This window comes from Cupriavidus sp. 05L310 (assembly GCF_056398185.1).
Genome location: NZ_JBFTOX010000013.1, coordinates 68,818 through 87,348, shown reverse-complemented (window position 1 = coordinate 87,348; position 18,531 = coordinate 68,818). Strand labels below are relative to the sequence as shown.

Annotated in this window: 18 protein-coding genes; 10 read left to right on the top strand and 8 right to left on the bottom strand. The window is 64.7% G+C overall.

Annotated elements, in window-relative coordinates; translation table 11 throughout:
* The first annotated feature begins 125 nt into the window (after positions 1-125).
* From ileS to dut, 5 genes are all read left to right on the top strand, one after another.
* Complete coding sequence (ileS, locus tag AC1DS6_RS11955) at positions 126-3,005, top strand: isoleucine--tRNA ligase (protein WP_441626358.1); 2,880 nt, start codon at positions 126-128, stop codon at positions 3,003-3,005.
* Positions 3,005-3,535, top strand: a complete 531-nt coding sequence (gene lspA, locus AC1DS6_RS11950; protein ID WP_035867371.1) for a signal peptidase II — start codon at positions 3,005-3,007, stop codon at positions 3,533-3,535. The genes ileS and lspA overlap by 1 nt, the downstream gene beginning before the upstream one ends.
* Positions 3,536-3,776: 241 nt before the next feature.
* Entirely contained in the window at positions 3,777-4,973 is a 1,197-nt protein-coding gene (gene coaBC / locus AC1DS6_RS11945) for a bifunctional phosphopantothenoylcysteine decarboxylase/phosphopantothenate--cysteine ligase CoaBC (protein ID WP_441626355.1), read from the top strand.
* A 49-nt stretch (positions 4,974-5,022) separates the two neighbouring features.
* Positions 5,023-6,045: an LLM class flavin-dependent oxidoreductase gene (locus tag AC1DS6_RS11940; protein ID WP_441626353.1), complete on the top strand. Its 1,023-nt coding sequence runs from the start codon at positions 5,023-5,025 to the stop codon at positions 6,043-6,045.
* Between the two features lie 55 nt (positions 6,046-6,100).
* Positions 6,101-6,601 (top strand): dUTP diphosphatase, encoded by a 501-nt coding sequence (dut, locus tag AC1DS6_RS11935; protein WP_035867378.1) that lies wholly within the window; start codon positions 6,101-6,103, stop codon positions 6,599-6,601.
* Between the two features lie 19 nt (positions 6,602-6,620).
* Here the strand turns inward: dut and AC1DS6_RS11930 are convergent, their stop codons facing one another.
* From AC1DS6_RS11930 to clpS, 4 genes are all read right to left on the bottom strand, one after another.
* Entirely contained in the window at positions 6,621-7,463 is an 843-nt protein-coding gene (locus AC1DS6_RS11930) for a VOC family protein (RefSeq protein ID WP_441626402.1), read from the bottom strand.
* A gap of 27 nt (positions 7,464-7,490) precedes the next feature.
* The gene (locus AC1DS6_RS11925; protein ID WP_441626351.1) at positions 7,491-8,504 is read right to left on the bottom strand and encodes a Bug family tripartite tricarboxylate transporter substrate binding protein; all 1,014 of its coding nucleotides are present in this window, start codon (positions 8,502-8,504) and stop codon (positions 7,491-7,493) included.
* A gap of 151 nt (positions 8,505-8,655) precedes the next feature.
* Positions 8,656-10,950 carry an ATP-dependent Clp protease ATP-binding subunit ClpA gene (gene clpA, locus AC1DS6_RS11920; RefSeq protein ID WP_276291161.1) on the bottom strand — a complete coding sequence of 765 codons (2,295 nt, stop codon included), beginning with the start codon at positions 10,948-10,950 and terminating at the stop codon, positions 8,656-8,658.
* Positions 10,947-11,273: an ATP-dependent Clp protease adapter ClpS gene (clpS, locus tag AC1DS6_RS11915; RefSeq protein WP_006157525.1), complete on the bottom strand. Its 327-nt coding sequence runs from the start codon at positions 11,271-11,273 to the stop codon at positions 10,947-10,949. The genes clpA and clpS overlap by 4 nt, the downstream gene beginning before the upstream one ends.
* A gap of 503 nt (positions 11,274-11,776) precedes the next feature.
* On the opposite strand from clpS, the gene AC1DS6_RS11910 reads away from it, so the two are divergent.
* Entirely contained in the window at positions 11,777-11,983 is a 207-nt protein-coding gene (locus AC1DS6_RS11910; RefSeq protein WP_017229665.1) for a cold-shock protein, read from the top strand.
* Positions 11,984-12,227: 244 nt separating this feature from the next.
* Here the strand turns inward: AC1DS6_RS11910 and AC1DS6_RS11905 are convergent, their stop codons facing one another.
* The 3 genes from AC1DS6_RS11905 to icd all read right to left on the bottom strand — a co-directional run bounded on the left by AC1DS6_RS11905 (position 12,228) and on the right by icd (position 14,794).
* Entirely contained in the window at positions 12,228-12,719 is a 492-nt protein-coding gene (locus AC1DS6_RS11905; protein WP_441626347.1) for an SRPBCC family protein, read from the bottom strand.
* Positions 12,716-13,018, bottom strand: a complete 303-nt coding sequence (locus AC1DS6_RS11900) for an ArsR/SmtB family transcription factor (protein WP_477102537.1) — start codon at positions 13,016-13,018, stop codon at positions 12,716-12,718. Before AC1DS6_RS11900 ends, AC1DS6_RS11905 begins: the two co-directional genes overlap by 4 nt.
* A 525-nt stretch (positions 13,019-13,543) precedes the next feature.
* The gene (gene icd / locus AC1DS6_RS11895; protein WP_477102529.1) at positions 13,544-14,794 is read right to left on the bottom strand and encodes an NADP-dependent isocitrate dehydrogenase; all 1,251 of its coding nucleotides are present in this window, start codon (positions 14,792-14,794) and stop codon (positions 13,544-13,546) included.
* Positions 14,795-15,131: 337 nt separating this feature from the next.
* On the opposite strand from icd, the gene AC1DS6_RS11890 reads away from it, so the two are divergent.
* From AC1DS6_RS11890 to AC1DS6_RS11880, 3 genes are all read left to right on the top strand, one after another.
* Entirely contained in the window at positions 15,132-15,809 is a 678-nt protein-coding gene (locus AC1DS6_RS11890) for a pseudouridine synthase (RefSeq protein WP_441626398.1), read from the top strand.
* 105 nt (positions 15,810-15,914) lie between these two features.
* Entirely contained in the window at positions 15,915-16,145 is a 231-nt protein-coding gene (locus AC1DS6_RS11885) for a hypothetical protein (RefSeq protein ID WP_035867390.1), read from the top strand.
* Positions 16,146-16,358: 213 nt separating this feature from the next.
* The gene (locus tag AC1DS6_RS11880) at positions 16,359-16,808 is read left to right on the top strand and encodes a DUF192 domain-containing protein (RefSeq protein ID WP_276291158.1); all 450 of its coding nucleotides are present in this window, start codon (positions 16,359-16,361) and stop codon (positions 16,806-16,808) included.
* Between the two features lie 45 nt (positions 16,809-16,853).
* Here AC1DS6_RS11880 and AC1DS6_RS11875 read toward each other — a convergent pair whose 3' ends face one another.
* On the bottom strand, positions 16,854-17,339 hold the full coding sequence (locus AC1DS6_RS11875; protein ID WP_035867396.1) for a YajQ family cyclic di-GMP-binding protein: 486 nt from the start codon (positions 17,337-17,339) through the stop codon (positions 16,854-16,856).
* 169 nt (positions 17,340-17,508) lie between these two features.
* Here AC1DS6_RS11875 and murB point away from each other — a divergent pair, with 169 nt between their 5' ends.
* Positions 17,509-18,525, top strand: a complete 1,017-nt coding sequence (murB, locus tag AC1DS6_RS11870; protein ID WP_441626343.1) for a UDP-N-acetylmuramate dehydrogenase — start codon at positions 17,509-17,511, stop codon at positions 18,523-18,525.
* Positions 18,526-18,531 lie beyond the last annotated feature (6 nt).

Genomic DNA, 18,531 nt, shown 5'->3' with positions numbered 1-18,531 from the left:
GGGACCCGGGTCGCTACCCCACCCGAACCAGCCCGCGGCTCCGCCGCAGCCCGTCCACGCCATACCGCGCGCCGCGCCCAGCCGAGCTAGTGCCGCGCGCCAACCGAATTGCCCCGAGAATCGACATGTCCAACGACAAACGCGCCAAGCCCGAAAAAAGCAAGTATCCGGTCAACCTGCTGGAAACTCCCTTCCCGATGCGCGGCGACCTGCCCAAGCGCGAGCCGCTGTGGGTCAAGCAATGGCAGGACAAGCAGCTCTACAAGAAGATCCGGGCAGCTCGCAAGGGCGCCAAGAAATTCATCCTCCATGACGGCCCCCCGTACGCCAACGGCGACATCCATATCGGGCACGCGGTCAACAAGATCCTCAAGGACATGATCGTCAAGGCGCGCGGCCTGAGCGGCCTGGACGCCGTCTATGTGCCGGGCTGGGACTGCCATGGCATGCCGATCGAGATCCAGATCGAAAAGCAGTTCGGCAAAGGCCTGCCGGTGCAGGAGGTGCAATCGCGCGCCCGCGCCTACGCCACCGAACAGATCGCCCGCCAGAAGCTGGACTTCGAGCGCCTGGGCGTGCTGGGCGACTGGGAACATCCCTACATGACCATGAACTACAGCAACGAAGCCGACGAGCTGCGCGCGCTGGGCAAGATCATGGAGAAGGGCTATGTATTCCGCGGCCTGAAGCCGGTGAACTGGTGCTTCGACTGCGGCTCGGCGCTGGCCGAGGCCGAGGTCGAGTACAAGGACAAGACCGATCTCTCCATCGACGTGGGCTTCCCCTTCGCCGATACCGACAAGCTGGCTCACGCCTTCAAGGTGCCGCTGGAGCAGCTCGCGGCCAAACCCGGCTGGATCGTGATCTGGACCACCACGCCGTGGACCATCCCGTCCAACCAGGCGCTGAATGTGCACCCGGAAGTCGAATACGCGCTGGTCGACACCGCGCGCGGCTTCCTGCTGCTGGCCACCGAGCGCGTCGAGGAACAGCTCAAGGTCTACGAACTGGAAGGCAAGGTGCTGGCCACCACGACCGGCGCGGCGCTGTCGGAGATCCGCTTCCACCACCCGCTGTCCAAGATGGACGCGGGCTATGACCGCCTGTCGCCGGTCTACCTGGGCGACTACGTCACCACCGATACCGGCACCGGCATCGTGCACTCGGCGCCGGCCTATGGCGTGGAGGATTTCCAATCGTGCAAGGCGCACGGCATGCGCGACCACGACATCATCAGCCCGGTGATGGGCGATGGCGTCTATGCCAGCACGCTGCCGCTGTTCGGCGGCCAGAAGATCTGGGACGCCAATCCCAAGATCGTCGAAGTGCTGAAGGCATCGGGCAACCTGTTCAACTCGCACAAGTACACCCACAGCTATATGCACTGCTGGCGTCACAAGACGCCGATCATCTACCGCGCCACCTCGCAATGGTTCGCGGGCATGGACGTTGACCCTGTCGACAACGGCGCCACCTTGCGCGAAACCGCGCTGGCCGGCATCGAGGCGACGGAGTTCTACCCGGCCTGGGGCAAGCAGCGCCTGCATAACATGATCGCCAACCGGCCCGACTGGACCTTGTCGCGCCAGCGCCAGTGGGGCGTGCCGATGGCCTTCTTCCTGCACAAGGAAACCGGCGCGCTGCACCCGCGCACGCCGGAGCTGCTTGAGGAAATCGCCAGGCGCGTGGAACTGCACGGCATCGAAGCCTGGCAGGCGCTCGATCCCAAGGAACTGCTCGGCGAGGAAGCCGCGCTGTATGAAAAGAACCGCGACACGCTCGACGTCTGGTTCGACTCCGGCACCACGCACTGGAGCGTGATCCGCGGCTCGCACCGTGAAGACCTGTACGACCCGTCGGCCGACCTGCCCGACGGCCGCCTGGCAGATCTGTACTTGGAAGGCTCGGACCAGCACCGCGGCTGGTTCCATTCGTCGCTGCTGACCGCTTCGATGCTGTACGGCAAGCCGCCCTACAAGGCGCTGCTGACGCACGGCTTCACGGTGGACGGCGAAGGCCGCAAGATGTCCAAGTCGGTCGGCAATACCGTGTCGCCGCAGGACGTGTCGAACAAGATGGGCGCCGAGATCATCCGCCTGTGGGTGGCCTCGACCGACTATTCGGGCGAGCTGTCGATCTCCGACGAAATCCTGAAGCGCGTGGTGGAAGGCTATCGCCGCATCCGCAATACGCTGCGCTTCCTGCTGGCCAACCTGGCCGACTACGATCACGCGCAGCACGCGCTGCCGGCATCGGAATGGCTGGAGATCGACCGCTATGCGGTCGCGCTGACGGGGCGCCTGCAAAAGGAAGTCCTGTCGCACTACGACGGCTACGAGTTCCACCCTGTGGTCGCCAAGCTGCAGACGTTCTGCTCGGAAGACCTCGGCGGCTTCTACCTCGACGTGCTGAAGGACCGGCTCTACACGACCGCGCCCAACGCCAAGGAGCGCCGCGCCGCGCAGAATGCCGTGTACCACATCACCCAGGCCATGCTGCACTGGATGGCGCCGTTCCTGTCCTTTACCGCCGAAGAAGCGTGGCAGATCTTCGGCCATGGCACCGGGCACACCGACACCATCTTCACCAGCACCTACTACGACGTGCCGGAGATCGACCAGGCCGACGACCTGCTGCAGAAGTGGCACGTGATCCGCGAAGCCCGCGCCGAAGTCACCAAGCAACTGGAAGCGGTGCGCGTTGACGGCGAGATCGGCTCCTCGCTCCAGGCCGAAGTCACCATCCAGGCCGGCGGCCCGGTGCTGGCCGCGCTGCAGAGCCTGGAGGACGACCTGCGCTTCGTGCTGCTGACCTCCGCCGCCAAGGTAGCGCCGGCGCCGGAAGGCGGCGACCTGCTGGTCACGGTGACGCCGTCGGTGCACGCCAAGTGCGAGCGCTGCTGGCACTACCGTGCCGATGTTGGCCGCGATCCGGCCCACCCCACCCTCTGCGGCCGCTGCGACAGCAACCTGTTCGGCGCCGGTGAACACAGGAGCCATGCCTGATGGCCACCACCACCACGCGCTCCGCGCGCGGCACCAAGCGCGCCAGCAGCAAGGGCAGCAACACCACCCCGCTGCTGTGGATGGCGTTCGCCCTGCTGGTGATCGTGCTGGACCAGTTCTTCAAGATCGTAATCGTCAGGACCTTCGCCTACGGCGAATCGCGCCCCGTGACCAGCTTCTTCAACCTGGTGCTGGTCTATAACAAGGGCGCCGCCTTCAGCTTCCTGGCCGACGCCGGCGGCTGGCAACGCTGGTTCTTTACCGGCCTGGGCGTGGTGGTGGGCCTGTTCATCATCTGGATGCTGTACCGCCATACCGGGCAGCGTTTGTTCTGCTTCGCCATCTCGCTGATCCTCGGCGGCGCCATTGGCAATGTGCTGGACCGGGTGGTGTACGGCCATGTCGTCGACTTCCTCGACTTCCACATGCGCAACTACCACTGGCCCGCGTTCAACGTGGCCGACTGCGCCATCACAGTGGGTGCGGTGCTGCTGATCGTGGACGAGTTGCGGCGGGTCCGGAAGCACTGAAGCAGCAGTCACCTGCACCGCGCTCCTGGGTGCAAAACGTTCCAACTGCGCCCGCGTCATGCGGGCGTTTTCCATGGTGCCGCCGAATTCGCATGATGGCGACGCGCGAGGCACGGCGGCAGCGCCGCCAACGCGCGCGCGGGCAAGCCGGTATTATTGACGTTTCTCCGGCGCGGGGGGTAGCAAACGCTGCCAGCTGCCGCGGCACCCGGACCACAACCCTCAAGCGAAGAGCACATCCATGGATCTGCGAGGCAAGCATCTCGTCCTTGGCCTGACCGGCGGCATCGCCTGCTATAAATCGGCCGAACTGGTCCGCCTGCTGACCAAGGCCGGCGCGACCGTGCAAGTGGTCATGACCGAGGGCGCCACCCAGTTCATCACGCCTGTGACCATGCAGGCACTCTCCGGGCGGCCTGTCTTCACCTCCCAATGGGATGCGCGCGTGGGCAACAATATGGCCCACATCGATCTCTCCCGCGAAGCCGATGCCATCGTGGTTGCGCCCACCTCCACCGATTTCCTGGCGAAGCTGGCGCACGGCCTGTGCGATGACCTGCTGACCACCCTGTGCATGGCCCGCGACTGTCCGCTGCTGGTGGCTCCCGCCATGAACCTGCAGATGTGGTCGGCCCCCGCCACCCAGCGCAACGCCGCGCAACTGCGCGCGGATGGCGTAACGGTACTGGGCCCTGGCAGCGGCGACCAGGCTTGCGGCGAAGTCGGCGATGGCCGCATGCTGGAGCCGGCGGAACTGCTCGACGACATCATTGCGTTCTTCCAGCCCAAGCCGCTGGCCGGGCGCCGTGTGGTGATCACGGCAGGCCCCACCTTCGAAGCCATCGACCCGGTGCGTGGCATCACCAACCGTTCCTCGGGCAAGATGGGTTTTGCCATCGCGCGCGCGGCCCGCGAGGCCGGCGCCGACGTGATCCTGGTGGCCGGCCCGACGGCCCAGCCCACGCCGCGCGGGGTTGCCCGCACCAATGTGGAGAGCGCGCAGCAGATGCATGACGCGGTGCTGGCGGCCTTGCCCGGCGCCGACGTGTTTGTTGCGGTCGCCGCGGTAGCGGACTGGCGCCCGGCCGAAGTCGCCGGCCAGAAATTGAAGAAGGCCAACGACAGCGACACACCGACGCTGCGCTTTGTGCAGAACCCCGACATCCTCGCCACCGTGGCGGCGCGGCCCGATGCGCCCTACTGCGTGGGCTTTGCCGCCGAGAGCGAAAAGCTCGAGCAATACGGCGAACAGAAGCGCCAGCGCAAGAACGTGCCCTTGCTGGTGGGCAATATCGGCCATCACACCTTCGGCATGGACGACAACGAGATCGTGCTGTTCGATGCCCAAGGCATGACCCGCCTGCCGCGCGCCGACAAGCTGACGCTGGCGCGCGACCTGGTAGCGGCTATCGCCCGGCGCTTGCCCGCACCCCGTTGAGCCCGCGCTTGCTCCGCCTCCGAACGCCACCCCGCCCGAACCCCTGAACATGTCCGCAAGCAAACCCAAACTGCGCCTCTCCGTGCTCGACCAGAGCCCGGTCATTGCCGGTCATACCGCGCGCGACGCCCTGGCCGCCACCGTGGAGCTGGCTCAGGCCGCCGATGCGCTGGGCTACACCCGCTATTGGTGTGCCGAGCATCACGGCCTGCGCGGTGTGTGCAACCCGGCGCCGGAAGTCATGCTGGCGCGCCTGGGCAGCGTCACGCAGCGTATCCGCCTCGGCTCGGGCGGCGTGATGCTGCCCTATTACAGCCCCTTCAAGGTAGCGGAGCAGTTCCGCATGCTGGAGGGCTTGTTCCCGGGCCGCATCGATCTTGGCGTGGGACGCGCGCCGGGCGGCGACATGCGTACCGCGCAGGCGGTGGCGATGGGCCAGTACAACCGCGGCGACCAGTTCGCCGAGCAGGTACAGGACCTATCCTGGCTCTTCCGTGGCGAGGTGCCGCCGGGCCATATCGCCGAAGGCGTGGTGCTGCAGCCCGAGATCGATACCCGGCCCGAGCTGTGGGTGCTGGGCTCCAGCGACTACGGCGGCGCCCTGGCGGCACGCCTGGGGCTGCGCTTTGCATTTGCCCACTTTATCAATCCGCATGTCGGCCATGCCGTCGCTCAGCAGTACCGCCGCAATTTCGAGGCGGGCTACGACGAGCGGCCCTACAGCGCGGCGGCCATCTTCGTGATCTGCGCGGACAGCGAGGCCGAAGCGGCGGAACTGGAGCGCGCCGTGGACCTGCGCCGGCTGCAGATGGCCTACGGCGTCAACGCCCCGATCCCCTCGCTGGCGCAGGCCGCCCAGCACGAGCCCACCGAACGCGATCGCCTGATCGTGGAACGCGAGCGCCCGCGCACCATTTGCGGCACTCCGGAGCAGGTCGCGCAGCGCATGCTGGACCTGCGCGAGCGCTTCCTCGCCGATGAACTGGTCGTGCTGAGCGTGACCGCCAGCTATGCCGCGCGGCTGCGCACCTACGAGCTGCTGGCACAGGCGTTTGACCTGTCGGGCGGCTGAGCTCGGCTATCATCTCGGGTTGCCAACGTTTTTTGTTTTCCGGGACTGACCAGCCATGACCATCGAAGCCAACCCCACCGTCGAAATCAAGGTGCTCGACGCACGCCTGCACGAATGGGGCCTGCCGGCTTACCAGAGCGATATGGCGGCAGCGATCGACCTGCACGCCTGCCTGGACGCGGCACTCGTCATCGAACCCGGCACGCCGGCCCAACTGGTGCCGGCCGGCATCGCCGTGCACATGGCCAATCCCTATATGGCGGCCACCATCGCCCCGCGCTCGGGTCTCGGCCACAAGAAAGGGCTGGTGCTGGGCAACTCGATCGGTGTGATCGACGCCGACTACCAGGGCCCGATCATGGTGAGCGTGTGGAACCGCAACGCGCCCGGCACCGAGCCGATCGTGATCCAGCCGGGCGAGCGTATCGCGCAGATGATGTTTGTACCGGTGCTGCGGCCCGTATTCAAGACCGTGGAAGACTTTTCGGAAGACACCGTGCGCGGCGCGGGCGGTTTTGGCTCCACCGGCGTCCACCACGCCAAGAACGGCGCCTGAGCCAGGTCAGGGGGCGCGCTCAGCGCGCCTGTTCGAACAGCAGCGCCACGCCGCCGGCAACGGAGGCGGGGATAAGGCTTTCGTCGGGACCAAGATCGAGCGCGCCCACACGCGCGGCGCGCCAGCCCTGACGGGCCGCGGCCAGATCGCTGGTACGCAGCCGGATGGCTGCATAACCAGGCACGGCACGGCGCACGTGTTCGGTGCCGGTGGCGGCGGCCAGCGCCTGTGGCGTGGTCACCACCAGCGTGGCGCCATCCAGCGCCAGGCTGCAGATGTGATCGCTCAACTGCGTCATCTCGCCGCCGGTGAGTTCGGCATAAGCGCGGCCAGCCGCCTCGACCAGGCACGGCGCCACCACCAGGAACATCGCGGCGATGCCGGTCGCGCCGTTGGCATGCGTGGTCCACTCTGGCCGCCACAGCAGCTCCGGCGTACGGTGCTCGCAGATAAAAAAGCGCGCGCCGGGCGCATCGTCGATCGCCGCGACACGGAAGGTGGCGGGCTGCTCGGTGCCATCGTCCAGCCGCACCGGCCGCGAGAACTCGATCGGGTCCGATGTGTGCCAGCCATCGGCGCGCAACTGCGCCGCGGCGGTGAAGGTATCGCTGCTCTTGCAGGACAGCGCGGCGCAGCCGCCTCCGGCTTCCTGCGCATCCCAGTAATACTGCCGCGTCGGGCTGGGTGCGGTGACGTGCAGCAACTCGAGATAGTCGCGCGCCAGCATCACGCAATGGTTCTGCGAGCCGAGCGTGTGATAACCGCGGGGGGTCAGCGTGAAGCCAAACCCGCGCCAGGCTTGCGCCGAAGCGTCAAGGTCGGGACACACCATCACGGCGTGGTCTAGCAGTTCCATCGTCATCGCTACCTCTACCTCTCGCTTCACACTTCAATCGAACTGGATATTGGCCTTGCGCGCCACCGCCTGCCATTTATCGTGCTCGTGCCGTACCAGGCTGGCCAGCTCGGCAGGCGAGCCGCCCACGATCTCGAATCCCTGCATGGCCAGCGCATCGACCACGCGCTGCTGCCGCAAGGATCGGACCAAGGCATCGTGCAAGCGCGCCACGGTCGGCTCCGGCAACCCGGCCGGGCCAAACACCCCGATCCAGGAATAGGCCTCGAAGCCCCGATATCCCTGCTCGGCCACGGTGAGCAACTGCGGGAACTGGCGCAGGCGGGTAGTACCGGTCACGCCAAGCAGCTTGACCGTCTTGGCTGCCACATGCGCCTGTACCGCCGCATAGCTGGAGAAAAATACGTCGACTTCATTCGATAGCACGGCCTGCACCGCCGGGCCGCCACCTTTGTATGGAACATGGAGAAAGCGCACGCCGGCCTCGGTCGCCAGCGCCTCGGCGGCAAGCTGGTTCAGGCTGCCGATGCCGGACGAAGCGTAGTGAATGCTCTCCGGCTTCTGCCGCGCCATGGCGACCAGTTCCTTCACATTGGAAGCTGGCAACGAGGGGTTGGCCGCGATCACCAGCGGAAAGCGGACCAGTTGCGTGATCGGCGTGAAGTCGCGGAAGGTGTCGTACGGCAGGTTTTTGTAGGCAAACGGGTTGATGGCGTGCGTGTCGAACGCCATCAACAAGGTGCTGCCGTCCGGCCGGGCACGCGCCACCGTACTCGACGCGATCAGGCCTCCCGCGCCGGGCTTGTTGTCGATCACCACCGTCTGGCCGAGCCCGCTCTTGAGGCCGGGCTGCAACTGGCGCGCCACGATATCGACGCTGCCCCCTGGCGGGAACGGCAGCACCATGGCAATGGGGCGACTGGAACCGGCGGCAGTGGCATCGCCACCCAGGGCAGCCATGCCGGGCACGGGAATCAGGGGCATCGCGCCAAGCGGCAACGATTTGAGCAGCAGGCGGCGCAGCCGCGAGCATTCGGATCGGGACATCGGGTACTCAGGCGAATGGCGGGAACACAGCTGCGGCGGCAACCGCACCCGGCCAAAACAAAAAGGGCGGCATCGCTGCCGCCCTGTATTTTGCCCGAGGATAGCACGAATTGCAGGCAAGGTCCGCTCTGCCCACCCTCCGCACTTCGTCCTAGACTTCCGCCTTCTCGTTTTCCGGCGATTCCGGCGGTTCCGCGGCAGCCTCGGCAAAGTCCAGCTTGATCTGGTCCTGCTCGTCGAGATCCACTACCACCCTGCCACCGGATACCAGCTTGCCGAACAGCAGTTCGTCGGCCAGCGCCTTGCGGATCAGGTCCTGGATCAGGCGTTGCATCGGCCGCGCGCCCATCAGCGGGTCGAAGCCCTTCTTGGCCAGGAACTTGCGCAGATGCTCGCTGAAGCTGGCTTCCACCTTCTTCTCGTGGAGCTGCTCCTCGAGTTGCATCAGGAACTTGTCGACCACGCGCAGGATGATTTCCTCATCGAGCGAACGGAAGCTGATCATCGCATCGAGCCGGTTACGGAACTCCGGCGTGAACATCCGCTTGATGTCAGCCATCTCGTCGCCCTGCTCGCGCGAGGACGTGAAGCCGATGGTGGCGCGGTTCATGGTTTCCGCTCCCGCATTGGTGGTCATGATGATGATCACGTTGCGGAAGTCAGCGCGGCGGCCGTTGTTATCGGTCAGCGCGCCATGGTCCATCACCTGCAGCAGGATATTGAAGATATCCGGATGCGCTTTCTCGATTTCGTCCAGCAGCAGCACACAGTGCGGCTTCTTGGTAACGGCCTCGGTCAGCAGGCCGCCCTGGTCGAAGCCGACATATCCCGGCGGCGCGCCGATCAGCCGGCTCACCGCATGGCGCTCCATGTATTCGGACATGTCGAAGCGCAGCAATTCGATGCCCATGATGAAGGCAAGCTGCTTGGCGACTTCAGTCTTGCCCACCCCGGTCGGACCGGAGAACAGGAAAGAGCCGATTGGCTTGTCGGTCTTGCCCAGGCCGGCGCGCGACATCTTGATGGCCGAAGCCAGCGCCTCGATGGCCGGGTCCTGGCCGAACACCACGGACTTCAGGTCGCGGTCCAGGGTCTGCAGCTTGCTGCGGTCGTCCTGGTTGACGCTCTGCGGCGGGATGCGTGCGATGCGCGAGACGATATCCTCTATCTCGCCCTTGCCGATGGTCTTCTTCTGCTTGGACTTGGGCAGGATGCGCTGGGCGGCGCCAGCCTCGTCGATGACATCGATGGCCTTGTCCGGCAGGTGGCGGTCGGTGATGAAGCGCGCCGACAGTTCGGCTGCCGCGGTCAGGGCCGCCGCCGCGTACTTGACGCCATGGTGCTCCTCGAAGCGCGACTTCAGGCCGCGCAGAATCTGCACGGTCTGGTCGACCGACGGCTCCACCACGTCGATCTTCTGGAAACGGCGCGACAGGGCCGCGTCTTTTTCGAAGATGCCGCGATATTCGGTGAAGGTGGTGGCGCCGATGCACTTGAGCTGGCCCGACGACAGTGCCGGCTTGAGCAGGTTGCTGGCGTCCAGCGTTCCGCCCGAAGCGGCGCCCGCGCCGATCAGCGTGTGGATCTCGTCGATAAACAGGATCGCGTTCGGATTGTCCTTGAGCGATTTGAGCACGCCCTTCAGGCGTTGCTCGAAATCGCCCCGGTACTTGGTGCCGGCCAGCAGGGCACCCATGTCGAGCGAGTACACGACCGCCTTTTCCAGGATGTCGGGCACTTCGTTCTTGGTGATGCGCCAGGCCAGCCCTTCCGCGATCGCGGTCTTGCCGACTCCAGCCTCGCCCACCAGCAACGGATTGTTCTTGCGCCGGCGGCACAGCACCTGGACCACCCGCTCGACTTCGCTCTCGCGGCCGATCAGCGGATCGATCTTGCCGGCCTTGGCCAGCGTGTTCAGGTTCTGGGTGAACTGCTCCAGCGGGCTTTCCTTGCCATCGCCGCCTTCACCCTCGGCCGTGCCGTCGCCATGCTTGGCGGGCTCGGCCTGGTCCTTGCGGATGCCGTGGCTGATGAAATTGACCACATCCAGCCGGGTCACGCCCTGCTGCTGGAGGTAGTACACCGCGTGTGAGTCCTTCTCGCCAAAGATCGCCACCAGGACATTCGCCCCGGTCACTTCCTTCTTGCCGTTGGAAGTGGACTGGACATGCATGATGGCGCGCTGGATGACGCGCTGGAAGCCCAGCGTAGGCTGGGTATCCACCTCGTCGGTGCCAGGCACCACGGGCGTGTTGTCCGCGATGAAGTTCTTCAGACTGGTGCGCAAATCCTCAATATTGGCTGCGCAGGCGCGCAAGACTTCCGCTGCCGTGGGGTTGTCAAGCAACGCCAGCAGCAGGTGCTCCACGGTAATGAACTCGTGGCGTGCCTGCCGGGCTTCAACAAACGCCATGTGCAGGCTGACTTCCAATTCTTGCGCAATCATGCTTCCTCCATCACGCATTGCAACGGATGACCCGCCTGCCGTGCGTGGGTTGACACCAGCTCGACCTTCGTCGCCGCGATATCCCTGGTATAGATACCGCAGACTCCCTTACCTTCCCGGTGGACGGTGAGCATGATCTGCGTCGCCGTCTCCCGGTCCCTGCTGAAATACTGCTGCAGGATCATCACGACGAACTCCATCGGGGTGAAGTCGTCATTCAGCAGCAACACCTTGTACATGGCGGGCGGTTTGAGCGCCTGCTCTTTCCGCTCCAGTACGGTGCCTGCTTCGCGTTGTGGGACATTTGCCAGCCGTGTAGCCATGGCTTTATTCTAACCCTTACGCACAACTCTGCAATTTGGGGAAAAGACGCCGGATTCAAGAGGCCGATGCAGCGGCCATCCAAATTCCGGAGATGCCGAAGGCATCCGGGTTCACCTCTTGGGCTGGACGCAGTTGCTGTGCAGCCCTCCCCTCCAAAATACCATCTACAGCCGTTCCTTTCCCGCCACACCCTACCGGGAGTGGGGAATCTGCCAACTTGACAGTGCGCAGGTTTGACAGAAGAATCGTTCGCACATTCACGTCTGGTTACGCGAGCCAAAGCAATAAGCCGGACCTGGGTGATCCGTGAGCAGGGAGGCCCACGAATCCGGCGGCGGCGAGTCAGCACATGAAACTGGCCGCTACGCGGTGTCCGCAAAGTCGTGTCATCGTACCTGGCCCGGTTCCACCGGACTGGGGCGCATGGCCAGGCACGCCGGGCACCCGGCTGGCCGCGGCGCTTTCCCCCGCTCGTATCGTGCTTTTTTTGTTGGGGGAGTTTATGGCAAGCGGTATCGTCAAATGGTTCAATGACGCCAAGGGCTTTGGGTTCATCAAGCCGGACGACGGCGAAGAAGAGCTGTTTGCGCACTTTTCGGCCATCCAGATGAGTGGCTTCAAGACCCTGAAAGAGGGTCAGCGCGTGTCCTTCGAAATCATCCAGGGTCCCAAGGGCAAACAAGCCACCAATATCCAGGACGGCGCCTGAGGGCAAGGTGCGCGACCGCACCAGCCGACAGAGCTTGAGGCGGTCACGACAGGATGCGGGGGAATCATCCCCGGAACGGGATCGGCCTGCCGCCCCCCGGACATCGCCTGGCCTCCATAGCCGGCGCGCCGTGTCCAGACCAGCAAGCTGAACAGCAGCACGTAGCGCATCCGACAAAAAGCCCGGTCAGGTCAATGCCGGGCTTTTTGTTTGCCAATTGGCTGGCATCGGCTACTGTCCGTCCTCATGGCATGGGCGCAGCATCCGCGCTCGCCGCCTGCCCCCGGTAGGCTGCCAGCAACGCCTGCCACCACTCGCCATTCCGTTGCAGAAATACGCCTTCCGGGAAGCCGTGGCGCGCCACATGCCCTTGCGGCACGCTATCCCAGCCGCGATGTTCGACGGTGACCCTGGTCTGATCGCCCACCGCGGTGAAACTGACCTCGACCTGGGTGGCCTGGTCCGGCCCGAAGTTCGCCTGCCGCCAGCCAAAGGCCAGCCGCACGCCGGGCTCCCAGGCCGTAACGGTGCCAATCGCGAATACCGATCCATCGCGGCATGTCTCGACCAGCCGGCCGCCCTCGCCCGGTTCGAACGACAGCACGCCGGGCCTGCCTGGCCCGACCTGGAACAGCATATTGGGGCGCCACCACAGTGCGATATCACGGGTGAACACCTCGAAAGCGCGCCGCGGCGTAGCCGTCACCCGCAAGGAAACCTGCACGCACGCGCTCATTCTCCGGCCTCCAGATGGGCCTTGAAGGCCGTGAGTTGCTCCGCCCAGAGCTGCTCTGTCTGCTCCAGCCAGGCCTTGAGTTCACTCATCGGCCCTGCCCGCAGGGCATAGATGCGCACACGGGCATCGAAGCCCGATGGCGACTGATGGGATTCTTCGATCAGCGCGCCCCCCTTGAGCACCCGCAGATGCCGGCTCATCGCCTGCGGGCTGAGGCCGGTGGCCCGCGCAATCTCGCCGGCGCGCATTGGCCGCTCGCGCAACAAATCCACTACCTGGCGCCGGCTGGGATCGGCCAGCGCCGCCAGGGTGCGGTCAAGCGAAGCAACGAAACTTCCTGCAGCTGCGAGTCGAACCGGGGATGGCGCGCACGCAGCGTACAGAAGTCGAGGCGAATCGAATGGTGTGCGTGGCAGTGTCCGGTGCGCAGACCTCCGCGACAGCGCCGGGACTATTCTCCCGCGAGACACACGCAACGGCGCGCATTGACTCGGCGGAATACCGGATGAAATTGGTCGACGTGAGCGCGGCAAGTACCGCTTTCATCCGCGCCAGGCCGGATGCCATCGCAAACGCGGGCCGTGCGCTAGGTAGTCCCAAACCAGAGCAGGAACCACCTGATTTGTGCGCAAAACAGCACCAAAATCAATCGGACATTTCTGCACGTGCTGTGAGCATTTTCATTATGTGCCCCATTCGTACTTTTCCCATGTCGATCAGGGTCCGCTTGCCGCGCAGTACGTCCTGATTCGGGATGAAAAAAACCCCGGCGACCTTTGAGTCGCCGGGGTTTTCGGTTCAGGCTGAGACGGCCTGATCTGCGCTTACATATTGTCGATCATCACCTGCCCAAAGCCCGAGCACGACACCTGCGTCGCACCCTCGAGCAGGCGGGCGAAGTCATACGTGACCCTCTTCGACAGGATGGACTTCTCCATCGACGAGATGATCAGGTCGGCGGCTTCGGTCCAGCCCATGTGGCGCAGCATCATTTCGGCGGAGAGGATTTCGGAACCCGGGTTCACGTAGTCCTTGCCGGCGTACTTCGGCGCGGTGCCATGGGTGGCTTCGAACATGGCCACGGAATCGGACAGGTTGGCGCCCGGGGCAATGCCGATGCCGCCAACCTGCGCCGCCAGCGCGTCGGAGATGTAGTCGCCGTTCAGGTTCAGCGTCGCGATGACCGAGTACTCCGCCGGGCGCAGCAGGATCTGCTGCAGGAACGCGTCGGCGATGGCGTCCTTGATCACGATTTCCTTGCCGGTCTTCGGATTCTTGAACTTGCACCACGGGCCACCGTCGATCAGTTCGGCACCGAATTCCTGCTGGGCCAGCTCGTAGGCCCAGTCACGGAAGCCACCTTCGGTGAACTTCATGATGTTGCCCTTGTGCACGATGGTCACCGACGGCTTGTCGTTGTCGATCGCATACTGGATGGCCTTGCGCACCAGGCGCTTCGTGCCTTGCTTGGAAACCGGCTTGACGCCGATGCCCGAGGTGTCCGGGAAACGGATCTTCTTCACGCCCATTTCGTTCTGCAGGAAGGCGATCAGCTTCTTGGCCTGGTCGCTTTCCGCTTCCCACTCGATGCCGGCGTAGATGTCTTCCGAATTCTCGCGGAAGATCACCATGTCGATTTTTTGCGGCTCGCGCACCGGCGAGGGCACGCCCTTGAAGTAAGCCACCGGGCGCAGGCAGACGTACAGGTCGAGTTGCTGGCGCAGTGCGACGTTGAGCGAACGGATGCCGCCACCGACCGGCGTGGTCAGCGGGCCCTTGATCGACACCACGTATTCCTTCAGGACCTCAAGGGTTTCGTCAGGCAGCCACACATCGGGGCCATATACCTTGGTCGACTTCTCGCCAGCATAGATCTCCATCCAGGAGATCTTGCGCTTGCCGGCGTAGGCCTTGGCCACGGCAGCGTCGACCACCTTGATCATCACCGGGGTGATATCCAGTCCCGTACCGTCGCCTTCGATGAAAGGGATGATTGGATTGTCCGGAACATTCAGCGAAAAATCCTGGTTGACCGTGATCTTCTCGCCGGCCGGCACCTTGATGTGTTGATACATGACGTCTCCAGTACGGAACGGGGGTTCGTAACGTGCCGCCCAGGTTCGTGACCGGACGGCGAGATGTGAGTGGCGCGCGGGCATTTTAGCGGGGTTCGATGCGGTTACGATGCCGCACCGCAACACGCGCCGCCTGCCCAGCCAAGCGTCAGAGGCAATTCAGTCTTATATAAGACACAAGACCGTTTTGTATTATGCAGCAAAATTTCATGATCCGCTATCCTGCCGGAACCCGCGCCGCCACGCGGGCTGCGGCATACTGGCGCCCGTGATGCCCTGGGGCCCGGCCATCGGCACGGCCCTGGCGTTGCCTACCCCGACTCGCTTCCCGCCCCTGATGACGCTGATTGCCCTGAACAAACCCTTCGGCACCATGAGCCAGTTCTCCGCGCACCCTACGCGCCCTACGCTCGCCGACTGCGTGCAACGCCCCGGCGTGTATCCGGCGGGACGGCTCGATGCCGACAGCGAAGGCTTGCTGCTGCTGACCGACGACGGCGCCCTGCAGGCGCGCATTGCCGACCCGCACCACAAGCTGCCGAAGACCTATCTGGCGCAGGTGGAAAACAGACCGGACGAAGCCGCGCTCGCGCGCCTGCGCGGCGGAGTCGATCTCGGCGACTTCCGCACGCTGCCGGCGCGAGCACAGTGCATCGATGAACCCGGCTTCCTCTGGCCGCGCAATCCTCCGGTGCGGTTTCGCGCAGCCATTCCAACCCAATGGCTGGAAATCGAAATCCGCGAGGGTAAAAACCGCCAGGTACGGCGCATGACGGCGGCTGTGGGCTTCCCCACCTTGCGCCTGTTGCGCGTACAGATCGGCGCGCTAGATCTGCGCACGCTCGGACTCGCGCCTGGGCAATGGTGCGAGATCGATCCGGCGATGCTCGGCATCGAGGCTGTCACGGCGCCGCGTGCCAACGCACCGGTGCGCCGCGCGCGCGCGGGTGGGGCAGCGAATCCGCAAGGCCCGCAGCGCCATCCACGCCCCCGCTCAAGAAGTTACAAAAATTAACAGTTCGTGAGTCAACGGCTCACCGGTCCGTTTCGTTTTTGACACTGACGCGTCGTATAACGAGTCAACTCTTCCGAATCGATTTCACCTTCCGAGGTAGATAGCATGAACAAACTGATCGCTGCTCTGGTTGCCGGCCTGTTCGCCACCGGCGCTTTCGCCCAAGCCGCCGCTCCGGCACCGGCAGCTCCGGCTGCTGCAGCGCCCGCCGCTGAAGCCCCGGCTGCAAAGCCCGCGACGAAGAGCACCAAGAAGTCCACCAAGAAGCACGCTCACAACAAGACCAAGGCTGCCCCGGCTGCCCCGGCTGCCAAGGCCGACGCTGCAACGAAGTAAAGATTTGCAGGCAGGCCGGGCATTGCGCCCGGCTAGCAAGGCAGGCTGCCCGCAAGGCGCCTGCTTTTTTTTTGCCTGCGATGGCCAGGCGCCAAAAGCGCGCGCCCGTCACCGTAGCCTGCAGCAACAAATGCGAACTATCCGATGGCGCCGCTCGCCCGATAGCTGCGCTATGCTGGCGGGTCCCGAACCGTCCAAATCGCCGTTCCTTCCATGCGCCCTGTCATCAAAAACCTGCTCGCCGGCGGCTGCGCCCTTGCCGCCCTGACGTCCGCCTCTGCCCAGTCGCCGGCTAGTTTGCCGGTCCGGCAACTCAGCGCGGGCATGTACGCCATCAAGGCGGAAATCGCCGCTACGCCGGAAGCCCGGGAACGCGGCCTGATGTATCGCAAAACCATGCCCGCCAACGAGGGCATGCTGTTCGTCTTCGATGAGAAGGCCGGACATTGCTTCTGGATGAAAAATACCGACCTGCCGCTGTCGATCGCCTTCCTGGCCGATGACGGCTCCATCGTCAATATCGAGGACATGGCGCCCCAGACCGAGGACAACCACTGCCCGCGCGCAGCGGTGCGCTACGCGCTGGAGATGAACAAGGGATGGTTCGCGCAGAAGGGCCTGAAGGCCGGCGCGAAGATCGGCGGCCTGCCGCAGCCCAGATGATGGCCAAGCGCGGCAGCACGGCTGCCGCGCCAATTTGCGACAAGGTCAGTCGCGGAAGTTATTGAAGTCCAGCGGGGCTTCCGGAACATCCTTGCGCAGCAGCGCGATCACGCTCTGCAGATCGTCGCGCTTGGTACCGGTAACGCGCACCGCGTCGCCCTGGATGCTGGCCTGTACCTTGATCTTGCTGTCCTTGATCATCTTGACGATTTTCTTGGACAGGTCACCGGTGACGCCCTTCTTGATGGTGATGACCTGCTTGACCTTGTCGCCACCGATGCGCTCGGTCTTGCCGTAGTCCAGGAAGCGCACGTCGACATTGCGCTTGGCCATCTTGCTGATCAGCACGTCCTTGACCTGGCCGAGCTTGAAATCGTCATCGGCGAAAGCCGTGAGTTCGTTCTCCTTGTGCTCGACCCGCGAATCCGAACCCTTGAAGTCAAAGCGGTTCGTGATTTCCTTGTTGGCCTGCTCGACCGCGTTCTTCACCTCGATCATGTTCGCTTCGCACACTACGTCAAACGACGGCATTGCATTCTCCTTGTCTTGCTGCGTGTTGCTGTGTATTGCCACTTGCCCGCGGCAGTCCCGCAGGCTTTGTCCTGGGCGCGCGCCGGCTGGCGGCGGCGCTTACGTATAATCCAGCCTACCCTGCAGTCCGGTGCCGTCGACCACGGCGGCCGCCTCACCTTTCCCTTGCATGGCTGATTTCCACGAATTTTATCCCCTGCGCCGCCACAATTCATTCGGATTCGACGTACGCGCGCGCTTTGCGGCGCACGTGCGCAGCGAAAGCGACCTGCTGTGCGCGCTGGCCGATCCGCGCGCGCATGGCCTGCCCCTGGTTGTGCTTGGCGGCGGCAGCAATGTGGTCCTGACGCGGGACATCGACGCGCTGGTGCTGTTGATGGAAATCCCCGGCTACGCGGTGGCCGCCGGCGACGATGCCCACCTGGTGACGGCCGGCGCCGGCGAGAACTGGCATGCACTGGTCTGCCGCACCATTGCCGACGGCCTGCCAGGGCTCGAAAACCTGGCCCTGATTCCCGGCACCGCAGGCGCAGCGCCGATCCAGAATATTGGCGCCTACGGCGTTGAACTGCGCGAGCGCTTCGACAGCCTGCGCGCCTTCGACCGGCACAGCGGCGAATTCGTCCGCCTGACGCTGGAGCAATGCGAGTTTGCTTACCGGGACAGCCTGTTCAAGCGCGAGGGGCGTGACCGCTACATCATTACGGCTGTCACCCTGCGCCTGCCGCTGCCCTGGCAGCCGGTGCTGGGCTATGCGGAACTGGCGCGCGAACTGGCACAAGAGTCAGCCGCGGTGCCCACGGCGGATCGCATCCGCGAAGCGGTGATCGCGATCCGCACGCGCAAGCTGCCCGACCCTGCCCAAATCGGCAATGCAGGCAGCTTCTTCAAGAATCCCGTGGTTGCCCCCGGCCAGCGCGACGCGCTGCTGGCGCAGTACCCCAACCTGGTCAGCCATGTCCAACCCGATGGCAGCTACAAGCTGGCGGCCGGCTGGCTGATTGACCAGTGTGGATTCAAGGGGGTGAGCGACGGCCCGGTGGGCGTCTACGGCAAGCAAGCCCTGGTGCTGGTGCACCACGGCGGCGGCACGGGGCAGGACCTGCTGGCGCTGGCGCGTCGCATCGCCGATGCCGTGCAGGCCCGCTTCGGCGTGCGCATTGAGCCCGAGCCGGTGGTGCTTTAAGCCGCC

Excerpts from the sequence above, each read along its gene's own strand:
- AC1DS6_RS11910 (WP_017229665.1), top strand. The coding sequence starts at position 11,777 with ATGGCAAGCGGTATCGTCAAATGGTTCAATGACGCCAAGGGCTTTGGG.
- murB (WP_441626343.1), top strand. The coding sequence starts at position 17,509 with ATGGCTGATTTCCACGAATTTTATCCCCTGCGCCGCCACAATTCATTC.
- icd (WP_477102529.1), bottom strand. The coding sequence starts at position 14,794 with ATGTATCAACACATCAAGGTGCCGGCCGGCGAGAAGATCACGGTCAAC.
- clpS (WP_006157525.1), bottom strand. The coding sequence starts at position 11,273 with ATGGCTACACGGCTGGCAAATGTCCCACAACGCGAAGCAGGCACCGTA.
- AC1DS6_RS11880 (WP_276291158.1), top strand. The coding sequence starts at position 16,359 with ATGCGCCCTGTCATCAAAAACCTGCTCGCCGGCGGCTGCGCCCTTGCC.
- ileS (WP_441626358.1), top strand. The coding sequence starts at position 126 with ATGTCCAACGACAAACGCGCCAAGCCCGAAAAAAGCAAGTATCCGGTC.
- clpA (WP_276291161.1), bottom strand. The coding sequence starts at position 10,950 with ATGATTGCGCAAGAATTGGAAGTCAGCCTGCACATGGCGTTTGTTGAA.
- AC1DS6_RS11905 (WP_441626347.1), bottom strand. The coding sequence starts at position 12,719 with ATGAGCGCGTGCGTGCAGGTTTCCTTGCGGGTGACGGCTACGCCGCGG.
- lspA (WP_035867371.1), top strand. The coding sequence starts at position 3,005 with ATGGCCACCACCACCACGCGCTCCGCGCGCGGCACCAAGCGCGCCAGC.
- AC1DS6_RS11875 (WP_035867396.1), bottom strand. The coding sequence starts at position 17,339 with ATGCCGTCGTTTGACGTAGTGTGCGAAGCGAACATGATCGAGGTGAAG.
- AC1DS6_RS11930 (WP_441626402.1), bottom strand. The coding sequence starts at position 7,463 with ATGACGATGGAACTGCTAGACCACGCCGTGATGGTGTGTCCCGACCTT.
- coaBC (WP_441626355.1), top strand. The coding sequence starts at position 3,777 with ATGGATCTGCGAGGCAAGCATCTCGTCCTTGGCCTGACCGGCGGCATC.
- AC1DS6_RS11890 (WP_441626398.1), top strand. The coding sequence starts at position 15,132 with ATGACGCTGATTGCCCTGAACAAACCCTTCGGCACCATGAGCCAGTTC.
- AC1DS6_RS11925 (WP_441626351.1), bottom strand. The coding sequence starts at position 8,504 with ATGTCCCGATCCGAATGCTCGCGGCTGCGCCGCCTGCTGCTCAAATCG.
- dut (WP_035867378.1), top strand. The coding sequence starts at position 6,101 with ATGACCATCGAAGCCAACCCCACCGTCGAAATCAAGGTGCTCGACGCA.
- AC1DS6_RS11940 (WP_441626353.1), top strand. The coding sequence starts at position 5,023 with ATGTCCGCAAGCAAACCCAAACTGCGCCTCTCCGTGCTCGACCAGAGC.
- AC1DS6_RS11885 (WP_035867390.1), top strand. The coding sequence starts at position 15,915 with ATGAACAAACTGATCGCTGCTCTGGTTGCCGGCCTGTTCGCCACCGGC.